This window comes from Streptococcus oralis, assembly GCF_023109155.1.
GTDB lineage: Bacteria > Bacillota > Bacilli > Lactobacillales > Streptococcaceae > Streptococcus > Streptococcus oralis_BZ.
In genome coordinates, this window is record NZ_JALDUA010000002.1 from 254,015 (window position 1) to 270,522 (window position 16,508).

Consider the following 16,508-nt stretch of genomic DNA (forward strand, 5'->3'; position numbering starts at 1 on the left):
ATGTTCATTTGATACATTAAAGGATTCTTTATAAAAAGAATAGAATATAACAATATTTACGATTTATTTTATTTAAAATCCCACAAAAATACTATAACTTTTAATATTTTAAAAAATTAGATAATTGATTTTCATCCCTAACTTAGTATAAGTTAGCACAGTCCCCACCATTTTCCCGCTAAAGTGCATAAGTAAATTTCCTACATTTTAAGTTATGCTAACGTTTTACTAAAATGTCAAATCGTGATATAATGAAAGCGATTAAAGCAAATAAACAAAGGAGACACTCTATGACTTACCAAGAAAATTATCAAAAATGGATCGATTTTGCTGACCTTCCAGACTACCTTCGTCAAGATTTGGAAAATATGGACGAAAAAACAAAGGAAGATGCCTTTTATACCAATCTTGAATTTGGTACTGCTGGTATGCGTGGTTTGATCGGTGCTGGTACAAACCGCATCAACATCTACGTTGTTCGTCAAGCTACCGAAGGTTTGGCTCGTTTGATTGAGTCAAAAGGTGGAAACGAAAAAGAACGTGGTGTGGCAATTGCCTATGATAGCCGTCACTTCTCACCTGAGTTTGCCTTTGAATCTGCGGCAGTTCTTGCTAAACACGGTATCAAATCTTACGTATTTGAAAGCCTCCGTCCAACTCCAGAACTCTCATTCGCTGTTCGTCACCTCAACTGTTTCGCAGGTATCATGATTACTGCCAGTCACAATCCTGCTCCATTTAACGGTTACAAGGTTTACGGAGAAGACGGTGGACAAATGCCTCCACATGATGCAGATGCTTTGACAACTTACATTCGTGCTATCGAAAATCCATTCGCTGTGGAAGTTGCTGATGTCGAAGCTGAAAAAGCTTCTGGTTTAATTGAAGTTATCGGCGAAGCTGTTGATGCAGAATACCTTAAAGAAGTTAAGGACGTAAACATCAACCCAACCTTGATTGAAGAATTCGGTAAAGACATGAAGATTGTCTACACACCACTTCATGGTACGGGTGAAATGTTGGCTCGTCGTGCTCTAGCCCAAGCAGGATTTGACTCTGTTCAAGTTGTTGAAGCACAAGCAACTGCAGACCCAGACTTCTCAACTGTAAAATCTCCAAACCCAGAAAGCCAAGCAGCCTTTGCCCTTGCTGAAGAACTTGGTCGTCAAGTTGGTGCAGACGTTCTTGTGGCGACTGACCCTGACGCTGACCGTGTTGGTGTTGAAGTTCTTCAAAAAGATGGTAGCTACCTTAACCTTTCAGGTAACCAAATCGGTGCTATCATGGCTAAATACATCTTGGAAGCTCACAAAAATGCTGGTACTCTTCCTGAAAATGCAGCTCTCTGCAAGTCTATCGTATCAACTGACTTGGTAACGAAGATTGCTGAAAGCTACGGGGCAACCATGTTCAACGTTTTGACTGGTTTCAAATTTATCGCAGAGAAAATCCAAGAATTCGAAGAAAAACACAATCACACTTACATGATGGGATTTGAAGAAAGCTTCGGTTACTTGATTAAACCATTCGTACGTGATAAAGATGCTATCCAAGCCGTTCTTGTCGTTGCTGAGCTTGCTGCTTACTACCGTTCACGTGGTTTGACTCTTGCTGACGGTATCGAAGAAATCTACAAAGAATACGGTTACTATGCTGAAAAGACTATCTCTGTAACTCTTTCTGGTGTAGATGGTGCTGAACAAATCAAAGCCATCATGGCTAAATTCCGTGACAATGGTCCAAAAGAATGGAACGCAACAACTATCACTGTCGTAGAAGACTTCAAGGCTCAAACTGCTACTGCTGCTGATGGTACTGTTACGAACTTGACAACTCCTCCAAGTGATGTGTTGAAATATACACTTGCTGACGGTTCATGGATTGCCGTTCGCCCTTCTGGTACTGAACCAAAAATCAAATTCTACATTGCTGTTGTGGGTGAAAGTAATGAAGATTCACAAGCTAAGATTGCCAACATCGAAGCGGAAATCAATGCTTTTGTAAAATAAGAAATTATAAAAGATGAGACCAACCAATCTCATCTTTTTTCGTATCAAATCTAAGCAATTTTAGAAACTTTATGGCATACTAGACTTATCAATGAAAGCGAGGTAATCTCATGGAACAATTTTTAGAAAACATCAAAGACCTTGAAGTCACTACAGTTGCGCGTGCGCAAGAAGCTCTTGATAAAAAAGAAACTGCAACCTTCTTTATCGGTCGCAAAACTTGCCCTTACTGCCGTAAATTTGCTGGCACATTGGCAGGTGTCGTTGCTGAAACTAAAGCCCTCATCTACTTCATCAACAGTGAAGAACCAAGCCAACTTAATGAATTACAAGAATTCCGCTCACGTTATGGAATTCCAACCGTACCAGGATTTGTTCACATTGCAGATGGACAAATCAAGGTCCGTTGCGACTCTTCCATGTCCGCACAAGAAATCAAGGACTTTGCTGGATTGTAAAAAAACCACTCGTCGAGTGGTTTTTGTATGGTCTAAATTACTTTTTTTCAAGCAAGTCTTGTATCATTCTATGCAGTTCTTCTATCTTCTCAGATTGTTTCTCTAGTAATATTCTTTGAGTTATTAATTCGTCTTGGAGTTTATCAAATTTTATCTGATCATCCGGATTATCCTTTACAAAAAAGTTTGTCAAAGCACTCGTTAACATCCCTATTGTGCCAATACCAACAAGCATTAGTAAAACAGCTAACCACTTCCCAAAAATCGACGCAGGAACAATATCTCCATAACCAACAGTCGTTACAGTCACAAGCGCCCACCAAAGACTATCTGAGAATGATTTTTCTTCAACAACAGATAAAATTGAACTACCTACCAGTACAATAAAGGAATTGAGATATAAAATATAAAGTAAGCCATTTGTTCGTAAGAGTTTTCCAACCTTCTTTTCCAACTTGCCAGTCAATCCAACGACTCTTAAAAGACGAGTTAGTTTCAGTAATTTTGTCAGCCTTGCTAAGCGGAAGATACGCCCTAATCGAAATACTGTAAAAATAGCATTCAAAGGAAGGATAGCTAGCAAGTCGAAGATATTTTCAAGTATAAATCTCCATTTTTCTTTACTTGAAAAGAACCGCCAACCATAATCTATCACAAAAACAAACCAAATTAGTAAATCAATAATACTGTAGGGTGGATTATCCAAATCAATCATCTCAGCAAATCCAAGCAAGACAAGGACAACTGATATCAATGCAAGTATGATAATCGTTGTGTCATAGTAATCCTTTAATAGCCATTTTCTCTTCACACTGCTACTCCTTTAGTTTTTTTAATCATTATACCACACTAAATTCCTGATAAAACACAGAATAAAAGAAGGCACTCGCCTTCTTTTTATATATCTGTCAATGGTGTTGCGGTATCTGGTGAAGTGTCGTAAACCTTAAAGTCAACTCCGACTCCCAGATCAGCTTGGGCTAGCTGATTGACCATGGTCATATGAGCCAGCTCCTTGATATTGTTCTCTTTGGACAAGTGGCCAAGGTAGATTTTCTTGGTTCGATTTCCCATAGCACGAATCATGGCCTCAGCTCCGTCTTCGTTAGAAAGGTGACCGAGATCAGATAGGATACGCTGCTTGAGTCGCCAAGCATAAGATCCAGCTCGTAAGATTTCCACGTCGTGGTTGGATTCGATGAGGTAACCGTCAGCATTCTCAACAATTCCTGCCATACGGTCACTAACATAACCTGTGTCAGTCAACATGACGAAGCTCTTGTCGTCTTTCATAAATCGGTAAAACTGGGGTGCTACTGCATCATGGCTGACCCCAAAACTCTCAATGTCGATATCACCAAAAGTTTTGGTTTTTCCCATTTCAAAAATGTGTTTCTGAGATGAATCCACCTTACCGAGATACTTACTATTTTCCATAGCCTGCCAGGTCTTTTCATTGGCGTAAAGATCCATGCCATATTTACGAGCCAAGACACCGACTCCATGGATATGGTCTGAATGCTCATGCGTAATCAAGATTGCATCCAGATCTTCAGGTTTGCGATTGATTTCAGCTAGTAGGCTGGTAATCTTCTTACCAGACAAGCCTGCATCCACTAGGATTTTCTTTTTTGGGGTTTCCAGATAAAAGGAATTTCCACTGGAACCTGATGCTAAAATACTGTATTTAAAGCCTATTTCACTCATTCTAGTCTTCTATTTCGTCCTCCCATATTTCTTCTTTTACGGCATCCTTATCATAAGGGAGCACAATGGTAAAGGTCGATCCCTTACCGTATTCACTTTTTGCCCAAATAAAGCCATTGTGTTGTTTGATGATTTCTTTTGCGATAGCCAGACCTAGACCAGTTCCACCTTGAGCCCGACTTCTTGCACGATCCACACGGTAGAATCGGTCAAAAATCTTCGGCAAATCTTGCTTTGGAATACCTAGACCTTGGTCTTTGATGGATAAAATCATCTGGTCATCTGTGGTCTTCATGCTGACAGTAATTTTGCCACCATCTGGTGAGTACTTGATGGCATTGTTAAGAATATTATCAATCACCTGAGTCATCTTATCGGTATCAATCTCGATCCAAACTGAATTAATAGGGTAATCTCTGACAAGCTCATATTTTTTCTCGTCATCCTGACTTCTCATCTTATCAAATCGGTTGAGAATAAAGGTGATGAATGCAGTAAAATTAATCAATTCCACATCTAGCTGACTTGTCGCATTATCAATACGAGAGAGATGTAAGAGATCTGTCACCATCCGCATCATACGGTTGGTTTCATCGAGTGAAACCTTGATAAAATCAGGAGCAACAGGATCATAAAGAGCTCCCTCGTCCAAGGCTTCAAGATAAGATTTAACACTGGTCAAAGGAGTTCGCAACTCGTGACTCACGTTCGAAACAAAGAGTCTTCGCTCACGCTCTTCCTTCTCCTGCTCAGTTGTATCATGTAAAACGGCAACCAAACCAGAGATGAAACCTGACTCACGACGAACCAGAGCAAAACGTACACGAAGGCTTAGGTATTCCCCATTTACATCCTGGGAGTCAATCGTCAACTCAGGAATCTGTGTAATCAGGTCACGCAGCTCATACTCATCTTCTATCTTAAGCAATTCGAGGATGCTTTTATTCAGAACATCTTCTTTCTGCACACCGAGCTGTTTCTTGGCCATATCGTTGATCATGGTAATCTGGCCACGGCGATTGGTCGCAAGAACGCCATCTGTCATGTAAGAAAGAATACTGTTCAATCGTTTACTCTCTTGTTCCAGATTTTCTTGGGTCAAACGAATAACTTCTGATAAATCGTTCAGATTATTGGTGATATTGGTGATTTCTGTACTTCCTTGCAAGTCCAAAACTTGAGAATAATCACCTGCAATCAAGTCCTTAACCTTTTGATTTATCTCCTTTAGACGGATATTATCCCGACGATTTTCCAGTAACAGCAAGGTCACCACCAAGATAAAACCAAGTAAAATCAAGATAAAGATAAAATCGCTGTTCAGAATAGTTTGTCTAATATCTTCAATCATTATTTCTCATATAGTATCCAACACCACGACGTGTGAGAATGTACTCTGGGCGACTTGGTGTATCTTCGATTTTTTCACGCAAGCGTCTAATGGTCACGTCCACCGTACGAACATCACCAAAATAGTCATAACCCCATACAGTCTCAAGCAAGTGTTCACGTGTAATCACTTGTCCAATATGAGAAGCCAAGTGATACAAGAGTTCAAACTCACGGTGGGTCAAATCTAACTCCTCACCATATTTCTTAGCCACGTAAGCATCTGGAACGATTTCCAAATCACCAATTTGTAAAGGTTGCGTCTTCTTCTCGTCAGACTCTTGGCTATCCACAGAAACCAAGTCTGTACGACGAAGCAGAGCCTTGACACGAGCCTGCAACTCACGGTTTGAGAAAGGTTTTGTAACATAATCATCTGCACCTAACTCTAAACCAATAACCTTGTCAAACTCGCTATCCTTAGCTGAGAGCATGATAATCGGCACGCTACTAGTCTTACGAATAGCTTTAGCAACTTCTAAACCATCAATTTCAGGTAGCATCAAGTCGAGAATAATAATATCTGGTTGCTCTGCTTCAAATAGCTCGATTGCCTCACGACCATTGAAGGCTGTAACAACTTCATAACCTTCCTTGGCCATATTAAACTTAATAATATCTGAGATTGGTTTCTCATCATCTACAATTAATATTTTTTTCATTTTATCACCTTTTCTCTATCTATTATAACAAAAAAATGCAAAGAAGGCACAAATGGCTACTGTAGGCCTTTATCTTCAAAAGTTGTTTTATAAGCCTGCCAAATTTTTTGTTGAGGTTTCGCAAGTGGATAGTCAGAAAACTCCTGAGGAGAAACCCAACGAATTTCTCTGTCCGAAAACTGTTTTGTTTCTGTCACCTGACCAGCTAGGATTTTAATGTGCCATTTCCGATGACTAAATACATGCTTGACCTGGTCAAATACTTGATGGGACCAATTCACTTCTAAATCATAATCTTGCTCAAAGTTTTCTTGAGGGCTTGGTCCAAATGCTCTGCTTTCCTCTTTGACTTGCGAAAAGAGATCTAGCTGATCGTCATCACTTGAGAAATCATCAACTTCAATCAATGGGAAGTGCCAAAAACCGGCTAGTAGTTTCTCGCTTTCGTTTTTCTCTAGTAAATATTGCCCACGGTCATTGCGTACAACTAAGGCCTTGAGATAAATTGGCAGAGGCTTTTTCTTGGGTTCTTTAATCGGATAAAGACCCATGGTGCCATTCTGATAGGCTGCGCTAAAGTCCTTAACAGGGCTTTCTTCTGGTCGAGGATTAACTGGAGCCTCTATGTCAGAACCTAAATCCATCAGAGCTTGGTTAAAGTCACCTGGTCGTTTCGGGTCAATCAAGATTTCCATCATAGCTTGGAAAATCTTTCGATTGCTGGGAACTCCGATATCATGATTAACCTCAAACAAGCGTGCCAAAACTCGCATGACATTGCCATCGACCGCTGGCTCAGGCAAATTAAAAGCGATACTGGAAATAGCTCCCGCAGTATAAGGGCCAATCCCTTTCAGGCAAGATATTCCTTCATAAGTGTTTGGAAATTGCCCCCCAAAGTCAGTCATAATCTGCTGAGCTGCAGCCTGCATATTGCGCACTCGAGAATAATAGCCTAATCCCTCCCAAGCCTTCAACAAACGTTCTTCAGGGGCATTGGCCAGACTTTCAACAGTTGGAAACCAGTCCAAGAATCGTTCGTAGTATGGAATAACTGTATCCACCCTGGTCTGCTGCAGCATGATTTCAGATACCCAGATGTGATAAGGATTTTTACTTCTCCGCCAAGGTAGTTCTCGCTTGTTTTCATCATACCAATTAAGGAGTTTCTCACGAAAAGAAATGATCTTCTCCTCTGGCCACATGACGATATCGTATTCTTTCAAATCTAACATATGTCTAGTATAACATAGAAGCTTCTAACTGTCCTTTTCTCAGTACTAAAAAGCCTCTTCCCATGGGAAAGAGGACTAAATCTTATTGATGAACTGCTTGAGCTGCTGTGATAAGGGTCAACTTGTACACATCATCTGCATTACATCCACGAGAAAGGTCGTTAACTGGTTTGTTCAATCCTTGCAAAACAGGTCCGACAGCCGCAAAACCACCGAGACGTTCTGCCATCTTGTACCCAATATTTCCTGCTTCGATACCTGGGAAGACAAAGACATTTGCTTGACCAGCTACATTACTTCCTGGAGCTTTAAGAGCTGCAGTTTCAGGAACAAAGGCAGCGTCAAATTGCAACTCACCATCAATCTCAAGGTCGGGACGCAAGTCGTGAGCAATTTTTGTAGCTTCCACTACCTTATCAACACTTTCACCAAAACCTGAACCTTTAGTAGAATAGCTTAGCATAGCAATTTTAGGTTCAATACCAAACATTTTAGCTGTGATTGCTGAATTGATCGCAATTTCAGCCAAAGCTTCTGCATCTGGATTGATGTTAATGGCACAGTCTCCAAATAGGTAACGTTCCGTACCACGAACCATGAGGAAAGCACCTGAAGTACGAGTTACGTTTGGACGAGTTTTAATGATTTGTAGGGCTGGGCGAACTGTTGAAGCAGTTGAGTGAATTGCACCAGATACCATACCGTCAACCAAGCCCAAGTAGACTAGCATCACACCAAAGTAATTGACGTCTTCAACCAAAACTTTGCGCGCTTCTTCTTCAGTCATTTTGCCCTTACGACGCTCTACTAAAGCAGCAACCATTTCTTCAAATCGAGGATAGTGTTGAGGGTCAATGACTTCATAACCATCCATGATTCCTTCAATTTCAAGATAAATTTTAATTTTTTCAGGATTTCCGAGCAAAACAGGGATTACTTCTGTTTCTTTTACCAAGCGTTTTGTTGCTTGAAGAATACGTGGCTCTTCTCCTTCAGGGAGAACGATACGAGCATTTTTGCCAACCAGGTTGGCTTTGAGACTTTCAAAAACTTCCATGAGTTTTCTCCTTTAAGAAAATAAATTATACTCCAAATAGTTTTTAAAGAGTATTAGTTGATAACTGAGTAATAAGATTGCTGAAATCATCCGGTAAGGGGCTTTCTAATTGCAAATCTCGCTCTAGAAAAGGATGATAAAAAGATAAATAATGACAATGCAAGGCCTGACGCTGAATGCCGTCATCCAGACTACCTCCATAGAGATCATCTCCCAACAAAGGAAAACCGATGTGAGAAAAATGCACTCGTATCTGATGAGTTCGTCCAGTATGCAGGCGAATATCGACTAGGTGAATATTTCCATAAGACGCTACAACTTTGTAAGATGTATGAGCGTATTTCCCACCTTTGGCAACCCGTCTCGTGATAATAGAGTCCACATCACGCGCAATTGGTGCGATAATCTCCCCTTCTGGCTCCAAGACACCAGCTCCTTTAACTAAAGCAAAGTAACGTTTTTCGATAGACTTTCGTTGCAACTGCTTATCTAAACGTGCATGAGCGTAGCCGTGCTTGGCAAAGAGCATCAAACCAGATGTATCTCTATCAAGCCTAGTTACGATGTGAACTTGCTGGTTCTCATAATTTTGCTTGACATAGTAGCCCTTTATAAAATTAGCAATGGTATTGGAATGATTGACACTTGGGATGGATGCTACTCCATAAGGCTTATTTAAAACCAGAAAATGGTCATCCTCATAGAGAATATCCAGTGGACGATCAATTGCTTCAAGGCTCTCAAACCCTTCCTCTGCAGGGATATCAATGGTCACCCTGTATCCAATATCTAAGAGATAAGTCGCATTTTGAGGTTGGCCATTGACCAGAATAGCCCCGCCTCGAAACTTAATCTTAGCCAAAAGTCCCTTAGAAACCTCATGTTTCTTGAGGAAAGTTTTAACTTTGACGTGCTCATCTGCGGTAAATTCGAACCTCATTCATCCACCTCGCCGATGAAAGCATCTCTGACACGGTTCCAGAAACTAGTGTGGCTTGGTGTCGCTACGAAGTGAATCTTGTGATGGTCGATTTGATACTCAATCCGTTCAATATTACGGAATGAATAGACGCTGTTATCGACTGATATCGTGTGGTAATCATTGCGTGTTGGCAAGAGTTCAATCTTATCTTTTTTTGGAATAATGATTGACGATCCCAAAGTGCGATAGACTCGGTTGTTAAGACTCGCTATTTCCGTCAACTGCAAGGCTTCAATGGTCGGATGCAAGACAGCTCCACCCAAGGACTTGTTATAAGCAGTACTTCCCGTTGGCGTTGAAACAGTCACTCCATCTCCTCGAAATATCTCAAACGGAACGTGGTTAATGATGATATCTGCCACCATAGTGCGGTCTGATCGACGGATACTCGCTTCATTTAAGGCTCGGAAGATTTTCACTTCTCCATTTTCAAGCGTTACCTTAACATTCAGAACAGGATAGGAAACTTTGGCACCAGTATCTAGCAGTAGATTGGTCACCAACTGATCCAACTCAAAATCACGATAATCTGTGTAAAATCCCAAATGCCCTGTATGAACACCTACAAATCGAACCTTGTCTAACTGATTCTCATACTTGTGGAAAGCGGACAAAAGCATCCCGTCACCACCAATCGAAATGACGATGTCGGGATTGGTATCGTTCAGTATAAAATGTTGTTTCTTTAGTTTTTCCCTCAGCTCATGCAAAACCTTCTGGCTTTGTGGTTTTCTATTTGCTATGAGGTCAACTCGTTTACCTGTATTCTTCATCTGTATCGTCACTATTTCCTACACCGTCATTTAATTTTCTGCTCAATGGATCAAAGAGAGCCTGCGCTTCCTGGATGTCATCTCGAATCTTACCCATTTCTTCATCCAGTTGATGAGCTATTTTCGCTGTAATTTCCAATCTTGTCCTGATTTCTTCTGGAAAATCGCCCTGATATTTATAATTGAGCGAGTGTTCAATGGTCGCCCAAAAGTTCATAGCCAAAGTCCGTATTTGAATCTCGGCGAGGATGGTCTTAGCCCCATTTATCGTATCTACAGTATATTCGACAACCACGTGATAAGAACGATAACCCGAAGCCTTACGATGAGTGATATAATCTCGTTCCTGAACGACTCTCATATCTTGGCGTTTACGTAGAATCTCAACTACTTCTTTAACGTCATCAACGAACTGAACCATGACACGTAAACCAGCAATGTCTTGCAGATCATGTTCCAGACTTGCATATGTAATTCCTCGACGAGCCATTTTTTCTTTGATACTTTCAATCGGTTTGACACGACCCGTTACAAACTCAATCGGAGAATGCTTGTTTTGCTTACGATACTGTTTGCGAATTCCCCGAAGTTTAATCTTCAATTCACCAACAGCCTGAATGTAAGGATCTAAAAATTCTTCCCATTCTATGGTCATACTTTCTCCCTTGTAATGTTTGATTGCTCTGTCGAAAATCTTTGATTTTTTCAGTACATTCGTATACAATAAATACATTGTCCATTATACCATAAATCGCTTTCAAAGATATAGAAAAGGTTGAAAAAATGAAACATTTAGAAATAGAATTGAAAACACTTCTGAAAAAAGAGGAATATGATCATCTAAAAAAACAGTTTTCCCATATCCAACCCGTCTTTCAGAAAAACTACTACATTGACACACCAGATTTCCAATTGCGTGAAAAGAAGGTTGCCATGCGCATTCGCACCTTTTCAGATTGGGCGGAATTGACCTTAAAAGTACCTCAAACTGTAGGAAATATGGAATACAACCAGAAACTAACTCTTCCAGAAGCTGAATCATACCTAGAAAAACAAAAACTACCTCCAGGGCTCGTTCTAGAGAAACTCGCTAAGATTGGCATCGAAAGCCATGACTGGCTTGTTCTAGGCTGCCTTTCCACTCTACGTTATGAAATGAAAACTGAGATTGGCTTAATGGCCTTAGATGAAAGTCGATACTTTGACCAGACGGACTATGAACTCGAGCTTGAAGTCACAGACCATGAAAAAGGGAAAGCCGATTTTCGGAAATTTTTAGATGAAAATCACATAACTTATCAGAAAGCTCCTTCAAAATTAATTCGTTTTATTAAAAGCATGAAAAAAAGCTGAAATAATCTCCTTTTTTTGGTAGAATAGAAAAGATAAAAATAAAAGAATCTTGCTTTGAAAAACAGAACTTTCTCAAAGGAGATTCACAAAGTTTACAGAGGACGGTCTATAATGTCAGATAGAAACAACATGAAACTTTTCACCCTAAACTCTAACCCAGAAATCGCTCAAAAGATTGCGGATACAGTTGGTGTACCTCTCGGAAAATTATCCTCTCGTCAATTTTCTGATGGTGAAATCCAGGTCAACATCGAAGAAAGTGTCCGTGGTTACGATGTTTACATCATCCAGTCAACCAGCTACCCCGTTAGCAACCACTTGATGGAATTATTAATCATGGTTGATGCTTGTGTTCGTGCAAGTGCTCATAGTATCAACGTTGTCCTTCCTTACTTTGGTTATGCGCGTCAGGATCGAATCGCTTCTTCTCGCGAGCCCCTCACTGCAAAATTGGTTGCCAATATGCTTGTCAAGGCCGGTGTAAGCCGTGTTCTAACGCTTGACCTCCACGCTGTTCAGGTTCAAGGTTTCTTTGACATTCCTGTAGACAATCTTTATACTGTTCCTCTATTTGCTAAGCACTACTGTGATAAAGGACTTCTTGGATCCGATGTTGTTGTTGTTAGTCCAAAGAACTCTGGTGTTAAACGTGCTCGTAGTTTGGCTGAATACCTTGATGCCCCTATCGCTATCATTGACTACGCCCAAGACGATTCTGATCGTAACGAAGGCTATATCATTGGGGATGTTGAAGGCAAGAAAGCTATCTTGATTGACGACATCCTAAATACTGGTCGTACTTTCTCTGAAGCAGCAAAAATCGTTGAACGCGAAGGGGCAACTGAAATCTATGCGGTATCTAGTCACGGTTTATTTGTTGAAGGTGCAGCAGACCTTCTAGACGCAACTAACATTAAAGAAATCCTTGTAACGGACTCTGTAGCAACCAAAGAAAGAACTCCAGAAAATGTATGTTACATTACTGCTAGCGAATTAATTGGTGATGCTATCGTCCGCATTCACGAAAGAAAACCAGTCAGCCCACTCTTTGCTTACAACAAAAAGAAATAAGGTGATTCTTTGATTTATTTGGACAATGCTGCTACGACTCCTATGTCAGCAGTAGCTATTTCTGAAATGACCAAGGTCATGCAAGAAACTCATGGTAATCCTTCTAGTATTCATGGCCATGGTCGGCAGGCTGGCAAACTCTTGCGAGAGGCTCGTCAAGACTTAGCTCACTTACTAGGAACCAAACCTCAACATATCTTTTTTACGTCTGGCGGTACAGAAAGTAACAATACAGCCATTATTGGCTATTGTCTCCGTCATCAAAATCGTGGAAAACATATCATCACGACAGCTATTGAACACCATTCTGTGCTTGAAACTATCGATTATCTGGTTCAACATTTTGGTTTTGAAGCGACCATCATCCAACCAGTAAATCAAGAAATAACTGCCCAGCAAATTCAAGAAGCTTTACGTGACGATACCATTCTCGTTTCCACCATGTATGCTAATAATGAAACTGGAAGTCTCTTACCTATCGCTGAGATTGGACATATTTTAAAAGACCATCCTGCTGCTTATCATGTTGATGCTGTTCAAGCTATCGGAAAAATTCCTATCCATCCCGAGGAATTGGGAATTGATTTCCTCAGCGCTTCTGCCCACAAATTCCATGGACCAAAAGGTGTCGGCTTCCTTTACGCATCGACTGGAGACTTTGACTCCTATCTTCATGGTGGTGATCAAGAACAAAAAAAACGGGCTGGAACAGAAAATCTCGCTGCCATTGTAGGCATGGTCGCTGCTCTCAAAGAGGATTTAAATGACCAAGTTGAGCATTACCAAAAACTAAGCGCACTCAAATCTACTTTTTTAGAAGAAATTGCAGGTTTCGAATACTATCTCAATGAAAGCAACCACCAACTACCTTATGTTGTCAACATTGGCTTTCCTGGTCAAAAAAATGATTTGCTCTTGCTACGGTTAGACCTTGAAGGAATTTCAATTTCTACCGGTTCAGCTTGTACTGCTGGTATTGTGCAAACCAGTCATGTGCTTGAAGCTTTTTATGGGCCCGATTCGCCTCGTTTGAAAGAATCTGTCCGTATCAGTCTCTCTCCTCTTAACACCGAAGAAGAACTGAAACAACTCGCACAAACCTTAAAAAATATTATTGGAGATTAATCTAATGGCATTCGAAAAAACCATTAAACTACAAAACTGCCGCTACGACTACACACTTAGCCCATCTGTCAAAAAGTTCACACTGAAAGATAATACTTTCTTTGAAACAAAGGTAGGAAACTTCGAACTAACTCGTCTACTTGAAAAAGTACCCAACAGTGGTGAAGGTTTCAAGCTAAAAATCATCATCAATAAAGACCTTACAGGTGCTAAACTCAACATCACTGACAAGTCTGGCCTTCGTTTGGTGAATATCTTTAAATCAGAAGACCACCACATTCATCAAGAAAAATTCTACTTCCTCATGGACAGCCTTGTAGAACGCGGTATCTTCACTAAAGAAGAAAGATAATTGACTATGTATCGACTTACCTATCAAGATAACTATCACGTAGAACGTACACTTGAATATAAGGATTACGAAGAGCTCATGTTATCTCTATCAGGCTGTGTGACCCTACCTGATACTCTCCTAATCAGCTCCTTAACGCTGAATGATAAGGTGATTTATCAAGGATTGGTTGGCGATCTCTACCGTTTTCTATCACAAGCTCATTTTTCAGATAAAAACTAAGAAATTTCTTAGTTTTTTCTTGTTTTTGTTGATTTTTTCACAATGTTTCTATAAAATAGAAGAATAGAAAGGTTGTGATTTTGTGAAAGATAAACAGTCTGCTATTCCAAAAGCAACAGCAAAAAGACTCTCTCTTTACTATCGAATTTTCAAGAGATTTCATGCAGAAAAAATCGAACGTGCCAACTCAAAGCAAATTGCAGAGGCTATCGGTATCGATTCTGCAACCGTTCGTCGGGATTTTTCCTATTTTGGTGAACTAGGTCGTCGTGGTTTTGGTTACGATGTCAAAAAATTGATGAATTTTTTTGCTGATCTCCTAAATGATAACTCCATCACCAATGTTATGTTGGTTGGGATTGGTAATATGGGGCATGCCCTTCTCCACTACCGCTTCCACGAGCGCAACAAGATGAAGATTATCATGGCCTTTGACTTAGATGACCATCCAGAAGTTGGAAGCCAGACACCTGATGGAATTCCAATCTATGGTATCTCACAGATTAAAGAAAAAATCAAAGAAGCAGATGTCAAAACTGCTATCCTAACAGTTCCAAGTGTTAAATCACAAGAAGTTGCCAATCTTTTGGTTGATGCAGGTATAAAAGGTATTCTCAGCTTTTCACCTGTTCACCTGCACCTTCCAAAAGATGTGGTCGTTCAGTATGTTGATTTGACAAGCGAACTCCAAACCCTCCTCTATTTTATGCGTAAAGAGGATTAGAAAGCGAAAGCATTTATGAAAAAACCAGTTATTGGGATTACAGGAAATGAAAAAGCTCATCCAGATGATGACATCATGATGAGCTATGCAGCAAAGGGCTTTGTTGAAGGAGTCAAGGACGCTGGCGGAATTCCAATCATCCTACCGATTGGTGATCAAGAAATGGCTGCCTATTACATCAGTATCATTGATAAGCTCATCCTAACGGGTGGGCAAAATGTTGATCCAAAATACTATGGTGAACCAAAGGCTATTGACAGCGATGACTACCATCTTCAAAGAGATATTTTTGAACTAGCACTTATCAAAGAAGCAATTAAGCAAAAGAAACCAATTTTCTCTGTTTGTCGGGGTACTCAACTTTTCAATGTCGCCATGGGAGGCACGCTACACCAAGATATCGAGGATCATTGGCAGGACTGTTCAGCCGAATACACTACCCAACGCCTCGTAACGGAACCTGATACGATTCTCCGAGAGATCTATGGAGAAATCTCTCACATCAACTCCTTCCACCACCAGAGTATTAAAGATCTAGCTCCTAATCTTAAGGTTGTAGCACATGATCCTAAAGATGGAATCATTGAGGCTGTGACAACTACGGACGGCTTCCCTTATCTTGGTGTCCAATGGCATCCTGAATTTCTCTTTGAAAACCGCCCCAAAGATAAAACGCTGTTTGACTATGTTGTTAATGAACTCTAAATCAGATCCGTCTTTTCACGGTAACTAAAGTAATCCGAGTGCGAGACAATCAGATGGTCCAAGAAAACAATTCCCATCAGTTCGCAGGCTTCCTTGACTAGTTTAGTGACATGGTTATCGTTTCGACTAGGAGATACAGCACCGGATGGATGATTGTGAACGAGAATCACTGAGGTAGCCATATGCTTGAGGGCATAGTGAAGGATTTCCCTCGGTTCAGCAATGCTGCGTGTCGCAGAGCCGATAAAAATAGTTTGCTGATGAATGATTTGATTTTGAGTATTGAGATAGAGCGCCACTAGGTGCTCTTGTTTTTTATCGCCAAGTTCCTGTTGCATTTTCTTGGCTAGCTTTTGACTACTGAGAATACTTTCCATCTCAAGGGTTTCATGTTTGTGAATGCGATGTCCCAGTTCAATCACTGCTTGTAGTTCAATGGCCTTAATCCGTCCAATACCAGACAGACTCTGCAATTCCTGCAGGGTCATTTTTTTCAAATCAGTTAGACTAGTCAAACTGTTTAAGACTTTCTGGGAAATTTCAAAAACATTGGCCGTACGCGTTCCGGTTCTGAGTAGAATTGCTAGCAATTCTTGATTGCTCAGTGCCTCTACTCCTTCTTTAACCAGTCTTTCTCTAGGCAAGAGTGAATCTTCTTGGAATGAAATACTGTACATAAAAATC

General features: G+C 40.4%; 19 protein-coding genes. 9 read left to right on the plus strand and 10 right to left on the minus strand.

Annotation, left to right across the window (positions count from 1 at the left end; genetic code table 11):
* The first annotated feature begins 290 nt into the window (after positions 1-290).
* The gene (locus M1F63_RS05235; protein ID WP_247940905.1) at positions 291-2,009 is read left to right on the plus strand and encodes a phospho-sugar mutase; all 1,719 of its coding nucleotides are present in this window, start codon (positions 291-293) and stop codon (positions 2,007-2,009) included.
* Positions 2,010-2,119: 110 nt separating this feature from the next.
* The gene (locus tag M1F63_RS05240; RefSeq protein WP_247940906.1) at positions 2,120-2,467 is read left to right on the plus strand and encodes a DUF6568 family protein; all 348 of its coding nucleotides are present in this window, start codon (positions 2,120-2,122) and stop codon (positions 2,465-2,467) included.
* Between the two features lie 37 nt (positions 2,468-2,504).
* Here M1F63_RS05240 and M1F63_RS05245 read toward each other — a convergent pair whose 3' ends face one another.
* From M1F63_RS05245 to yjbM, 9 genes are all read right to left on the minus strand, one after another.
* Entirely contained in the window at positions 2,505-3,278 is a 774-nt protein-coding gene (locus M1F63_RS05245; RefSeq protein ID WP_049520343.1) for a potassium channel family protein, read from the minus strand.
* An 86-nt stretch (positions 3,279-3,364) separates the two neighbouring features.
* On the minus strand, positions 3,365-4,174 hold the full coding sequence (locus M1F63_RS05250; protein ID WP_070567443.1) for an MBL fold metallo-hydrolase: 810 nt from the start codon (positions 4,172-4,174) through the stop codon (positions 3,365-3,367).
* 1 nt (position 4,175) lies between these two features.
* Positions 4,176-5,525 (minus strand): cell wall metabolism sensor histidine kinase VicK, encoded by a 1,350-nt coding sequence (gene vicK, locus M1F63_RS05255; protein ID WP_049520344.1) that lies wholly within the window; start codon positions 5,523-5,525, stop codon positions 4,176-4,178.
* Positions 5,518-6,225, minus strand: a complete 708-nt coding sequence (gene yycF, locus M1F63_RS05260; protein WP_000722058.1) for a response regulator YycF — start codon at positions 6,223-6,225, stop codon at positions 5,518-5,520. Before yycF ends, vicK begins: the two co-directional genes overlap by 8 nt.
* Positions 6,226-6,281: 56 nt before the next feature.
* Positions 6,282-7,460 (minus strand): A/G-specific adenine glycosylase, encoded by a 1,179-nt coding sequence (mutY, locus tag M1F63_RS05265; protein WP_049520345.1) that lies wholly within the window; start codon positions 7,458-7,460, stop codon positions 6,282-6,284.
* Positions 7,461-7,542: 82 nt separating this feature from the next.
* Complete coding sequence (gene pta, locus M1F63_RS05270) at positions 7,543-8,517, minus strand: phosphate acetyltransferase (RefSeq protein WP_049484120.1); 975 nt, start codon at positions 8,515-8,517, stop codon at positions 7,543-7,545.
* A gap of 43 nt (positions 8,518-8,560) precedes the next feature.
* On the minus strand, positions 8,561-9,457 hold the full coding sequence (locus M1F63_RS05275; RefSeq protein WP_247940907.1) for an RluA family pseudouridine synthase: 897 nt from the start codon (positions 9,455-9,457) through the stop codon (positions 8,561-8,563).
* Positions 9,454-10,272, minus strand: a complete 819-nt coding sequence (locus tag M1F63_RS05280) for an NAD kinase (protein WP_045591267.1) — start codon at positions 10,270-10,272, stop codon at positions 9,454-9,456. Before M1F63_RS05280 ends, M1F63_RS05275 begins: the two co-directional genes overlap by 4 nt.
* The gene (yjbM, locus tag M1F63_RS05285) at positions 10,256-10,927 is read right to left on the minus strand and encodes a GTP diphosphokinase (RefSeq protein WP_000151556.1); all 672 of its coding nucleotides are present in this window, start codon (positions 10,925-10,927) and stop codon (positions 10,256-10,258) included. Before yjbM ends, M1F63_RS05280 begins: the two co-directional genes overlap by 17 nt.
* A 128-nt stretch (positions 10,928-11,055) precedes the next feature.
* Between yjbM and M1F63_RS05290 the strand changes: the two genes are divergently transcribed.
* From M1F63_RS05290 to M1F63_RS05320, 7 genes are all read left to right on the plus strand, one after another.
* Positions 11,056-11,625 (plus strand): CYTH domain-containing protein, encoded by a 570-nt coding sequence (locus M1F63_RS05290; protein WP_247940908.1) that lies wholly within the window; start codon positions 11,056-11,058, stop codon positions 11,623-11,625.
* A 111-nt stretch (positions 11,626-11,736) separates the two neighbouring features.
* Positions 11,737-12,696 (plus strand): ribose-phosphate diphosphokinase, encoded by a 960-nt coding sequence (locus tag M1F63_RS05295; protein ID WP_001283846.1) that lies wholly within the window; start codon positions 11,737-11,739, stop codon positions 12,694-12,696.
* A gap of 9 nt (positions 12,697-12,705) precedes the next feature.
* Positions 12,706-13,821, plus strand: a complete 1,116-nt coding sequence (locus M1F63_RS05300) for a cysteine desulfurase family protein (protein ID WP_045591264.1) — start codon at positions 12,706-12,708, stop codon at positions 13,819-13,821.
* A gap of 4 nt (positions 13,822-13,825) precedes the next feature.
* Positions 13,826-14,173, plus strand: coding sequence for a DUF1831 domain-containing protein (locus M1F63_RS05305; RefSeq protein ID WP_000863517.1), 348 nt, complete (start codon positions 13,826-13,828; stop codon positions 14,171-14,173).
* A gap of 6 nt (positions 14,174-14,179) precedes the next feature.
* A complete protein-coding gene (locus tag M1F63_RS05310; protein ID WP_000286093.1) occupies positions 14,180-14,395 on the plus strand; it encodes a DUF4649 family protein in 216 nt (71 codons plus the stop codon).
* A gap of 82 nt (positions 14,396-14,477) precedes the next feature.
* On the plus strand, positions 14,478-15,119 hold the full coding sequence (locus tag M1F63_RS05315) for a redox-sensing transcriptional repressor Rex (RefSeq protein WP_000653409.1): 642 nt from the start codon (positions 14,478-14,480) through the stop codon (positions 15,117-15,119).
* A gap of 15 nt (positions 15,120-15,134) precedes the next feature.
* Positions 15,135-15,824, plus strand: a complete 690-nt coding sequence (locus M1F63_RS05320; RefSeq protein ID WP_000743310.1) for a gamma-glutamyl-gamma-aminobutyrate hydrolase family protein — start codon at positions 15,135-15,137, stop codon at positions 15,822-15,824.
* Here M1F63_RS05320 and radC read toward each other — a convergent pair.
* Positions 15,821-16,501 carry a RadC family protein gene (gene radC / locus M1F63_RS05325; protein ID WP_000286948.1) on the minus strand — a complete coding sequence of 227 codons (681 nt, stop codon included), beginning with the start codon at positions 16,499-16,501 and terminating at the stop codon, positions 15,821-15,823. The genes M1F63_RS05320 and radC overlap by 4 nt on opposite strands.
* Between the last annotated feature and the right edge of the window lie 7 nt (positions 16,502-16,508).

What these genes read in the sequence shown, in the direction of transcription:
- M1F63_RS05310 (WP_000286093.1), top strand. Translation starts at nt 14,180, where the DNA reads ATGTATCGACTTACCTATCAAGATAACTATCACGTAGAACGTACACTT.
- M1F63_RS05295 (WP_001283846.1), top strand. Translation starts at nt 11,737, where the DNA reads ATGTCAGATAGAAACAACATGAAACTTTTCACCCTAAACTCTAACCCA.
- M1F63_RS05280 (WP_045591267.1), bottom strand. Translation starts at nt 10,272, where the DNA reads ATGAAGAATACAGGTAAACGAGTTGACCTCATAGCAAATAGAAAACCA.
- M1F63_RS05240 (WP_247940906.1), top strand. Translation starts at nt 2,120, where the DNA reads ATGGAACAATTTTTAGAAAACATCAAAGACCTTGAAGTCACTACAGTT.
- pta (WP_049484120.1), bottom strand. Translation starts at nt 8,517, where the DNA reads ATGGAAGTTTTTGAAAGTCTCAAAGCCAACCTGGTTGGCAAAAATGCT.
- M1F63_RS05250 (WP_070567443.1), bottom strand. Translation starts at nt 4,174, where the DNA reads ATGAGTGAAATAGGCTTTAAATACAGTATTTTAGCATCAGGTTCCAGT.
- yycF (WP_000722058.1), bottom strand. Translation starts at nt 6,225, where the DNA reads ATGAAAAAAATATTAATTGTAGATGATGAGAAACCAATCTCAGATATT.
- M1F63_RS05275 (WP_247940907.1), bottom strand. Translation starts at nt 9,457, where the DNA reads ATGAGGTTCGAATTTACCGCAGATGAGCACGTCAAAGTTAAAACTTTC.
- M1F63_RS05305 (WP_000863517.1), top strand. Translation starts at nt 13,826, where the DNA reads ATGGCATTCGAAAAAACCATTAAACTACAAAACTGCCGCTACGACTAC.
- yjbM (WP_000151556.1), bottom strand. Translation starts at nt 10,927, where the DNA reads ATGACCATAGAATGGGAAGAATTTTTAGATCCTTACATTCAGGCTGTT.
- M1F63_RS05235 (WP_247940905.1), top strand. Translation starts at nt 291, where the DNA reads ATGACTTACCAAGAAAATTATCAAAAATGGATCGATTTTGCTGACCTT.
- radC (WP_000286948.1), bottom strand. Translation starts at nt 16,501, where the DNA reads ATGTACAGTATTTCATTCCAAGAAGATTCACTCTTGCCTAGAGAAAGA.
- M1F63_RS05320 (WP_000743310.1), top strand. Translation starts at nt 15,135, where the DNA reads ATGAAAAAACCAGTTATTGGGATTACAGGAAATGAAAAAGCTCATCCA.
- vicK (WP_049520344.1), bottom strand. Translation starts at nt 5,525, where the DNA reads ATGATTGAAGATATTAGACAAACTATTCTGAACAGCGATTTTATCTTT.
- M1F63_RS05290 (WP_247940908.1), top strand. Translation starts at nt 11,056, where the DNA reads ATGAAACATTTAGAAATAGAATTGAAAACACTTCTGAAAAAAGAGGAA.
- mutY (WP_049520345.1), bottom strand. Translation starts at nt 7,460, where the DNA reads ATGTTAGATTTGAAAGAATACGATATCGTCATGTGGCCAGAGGAGAAG.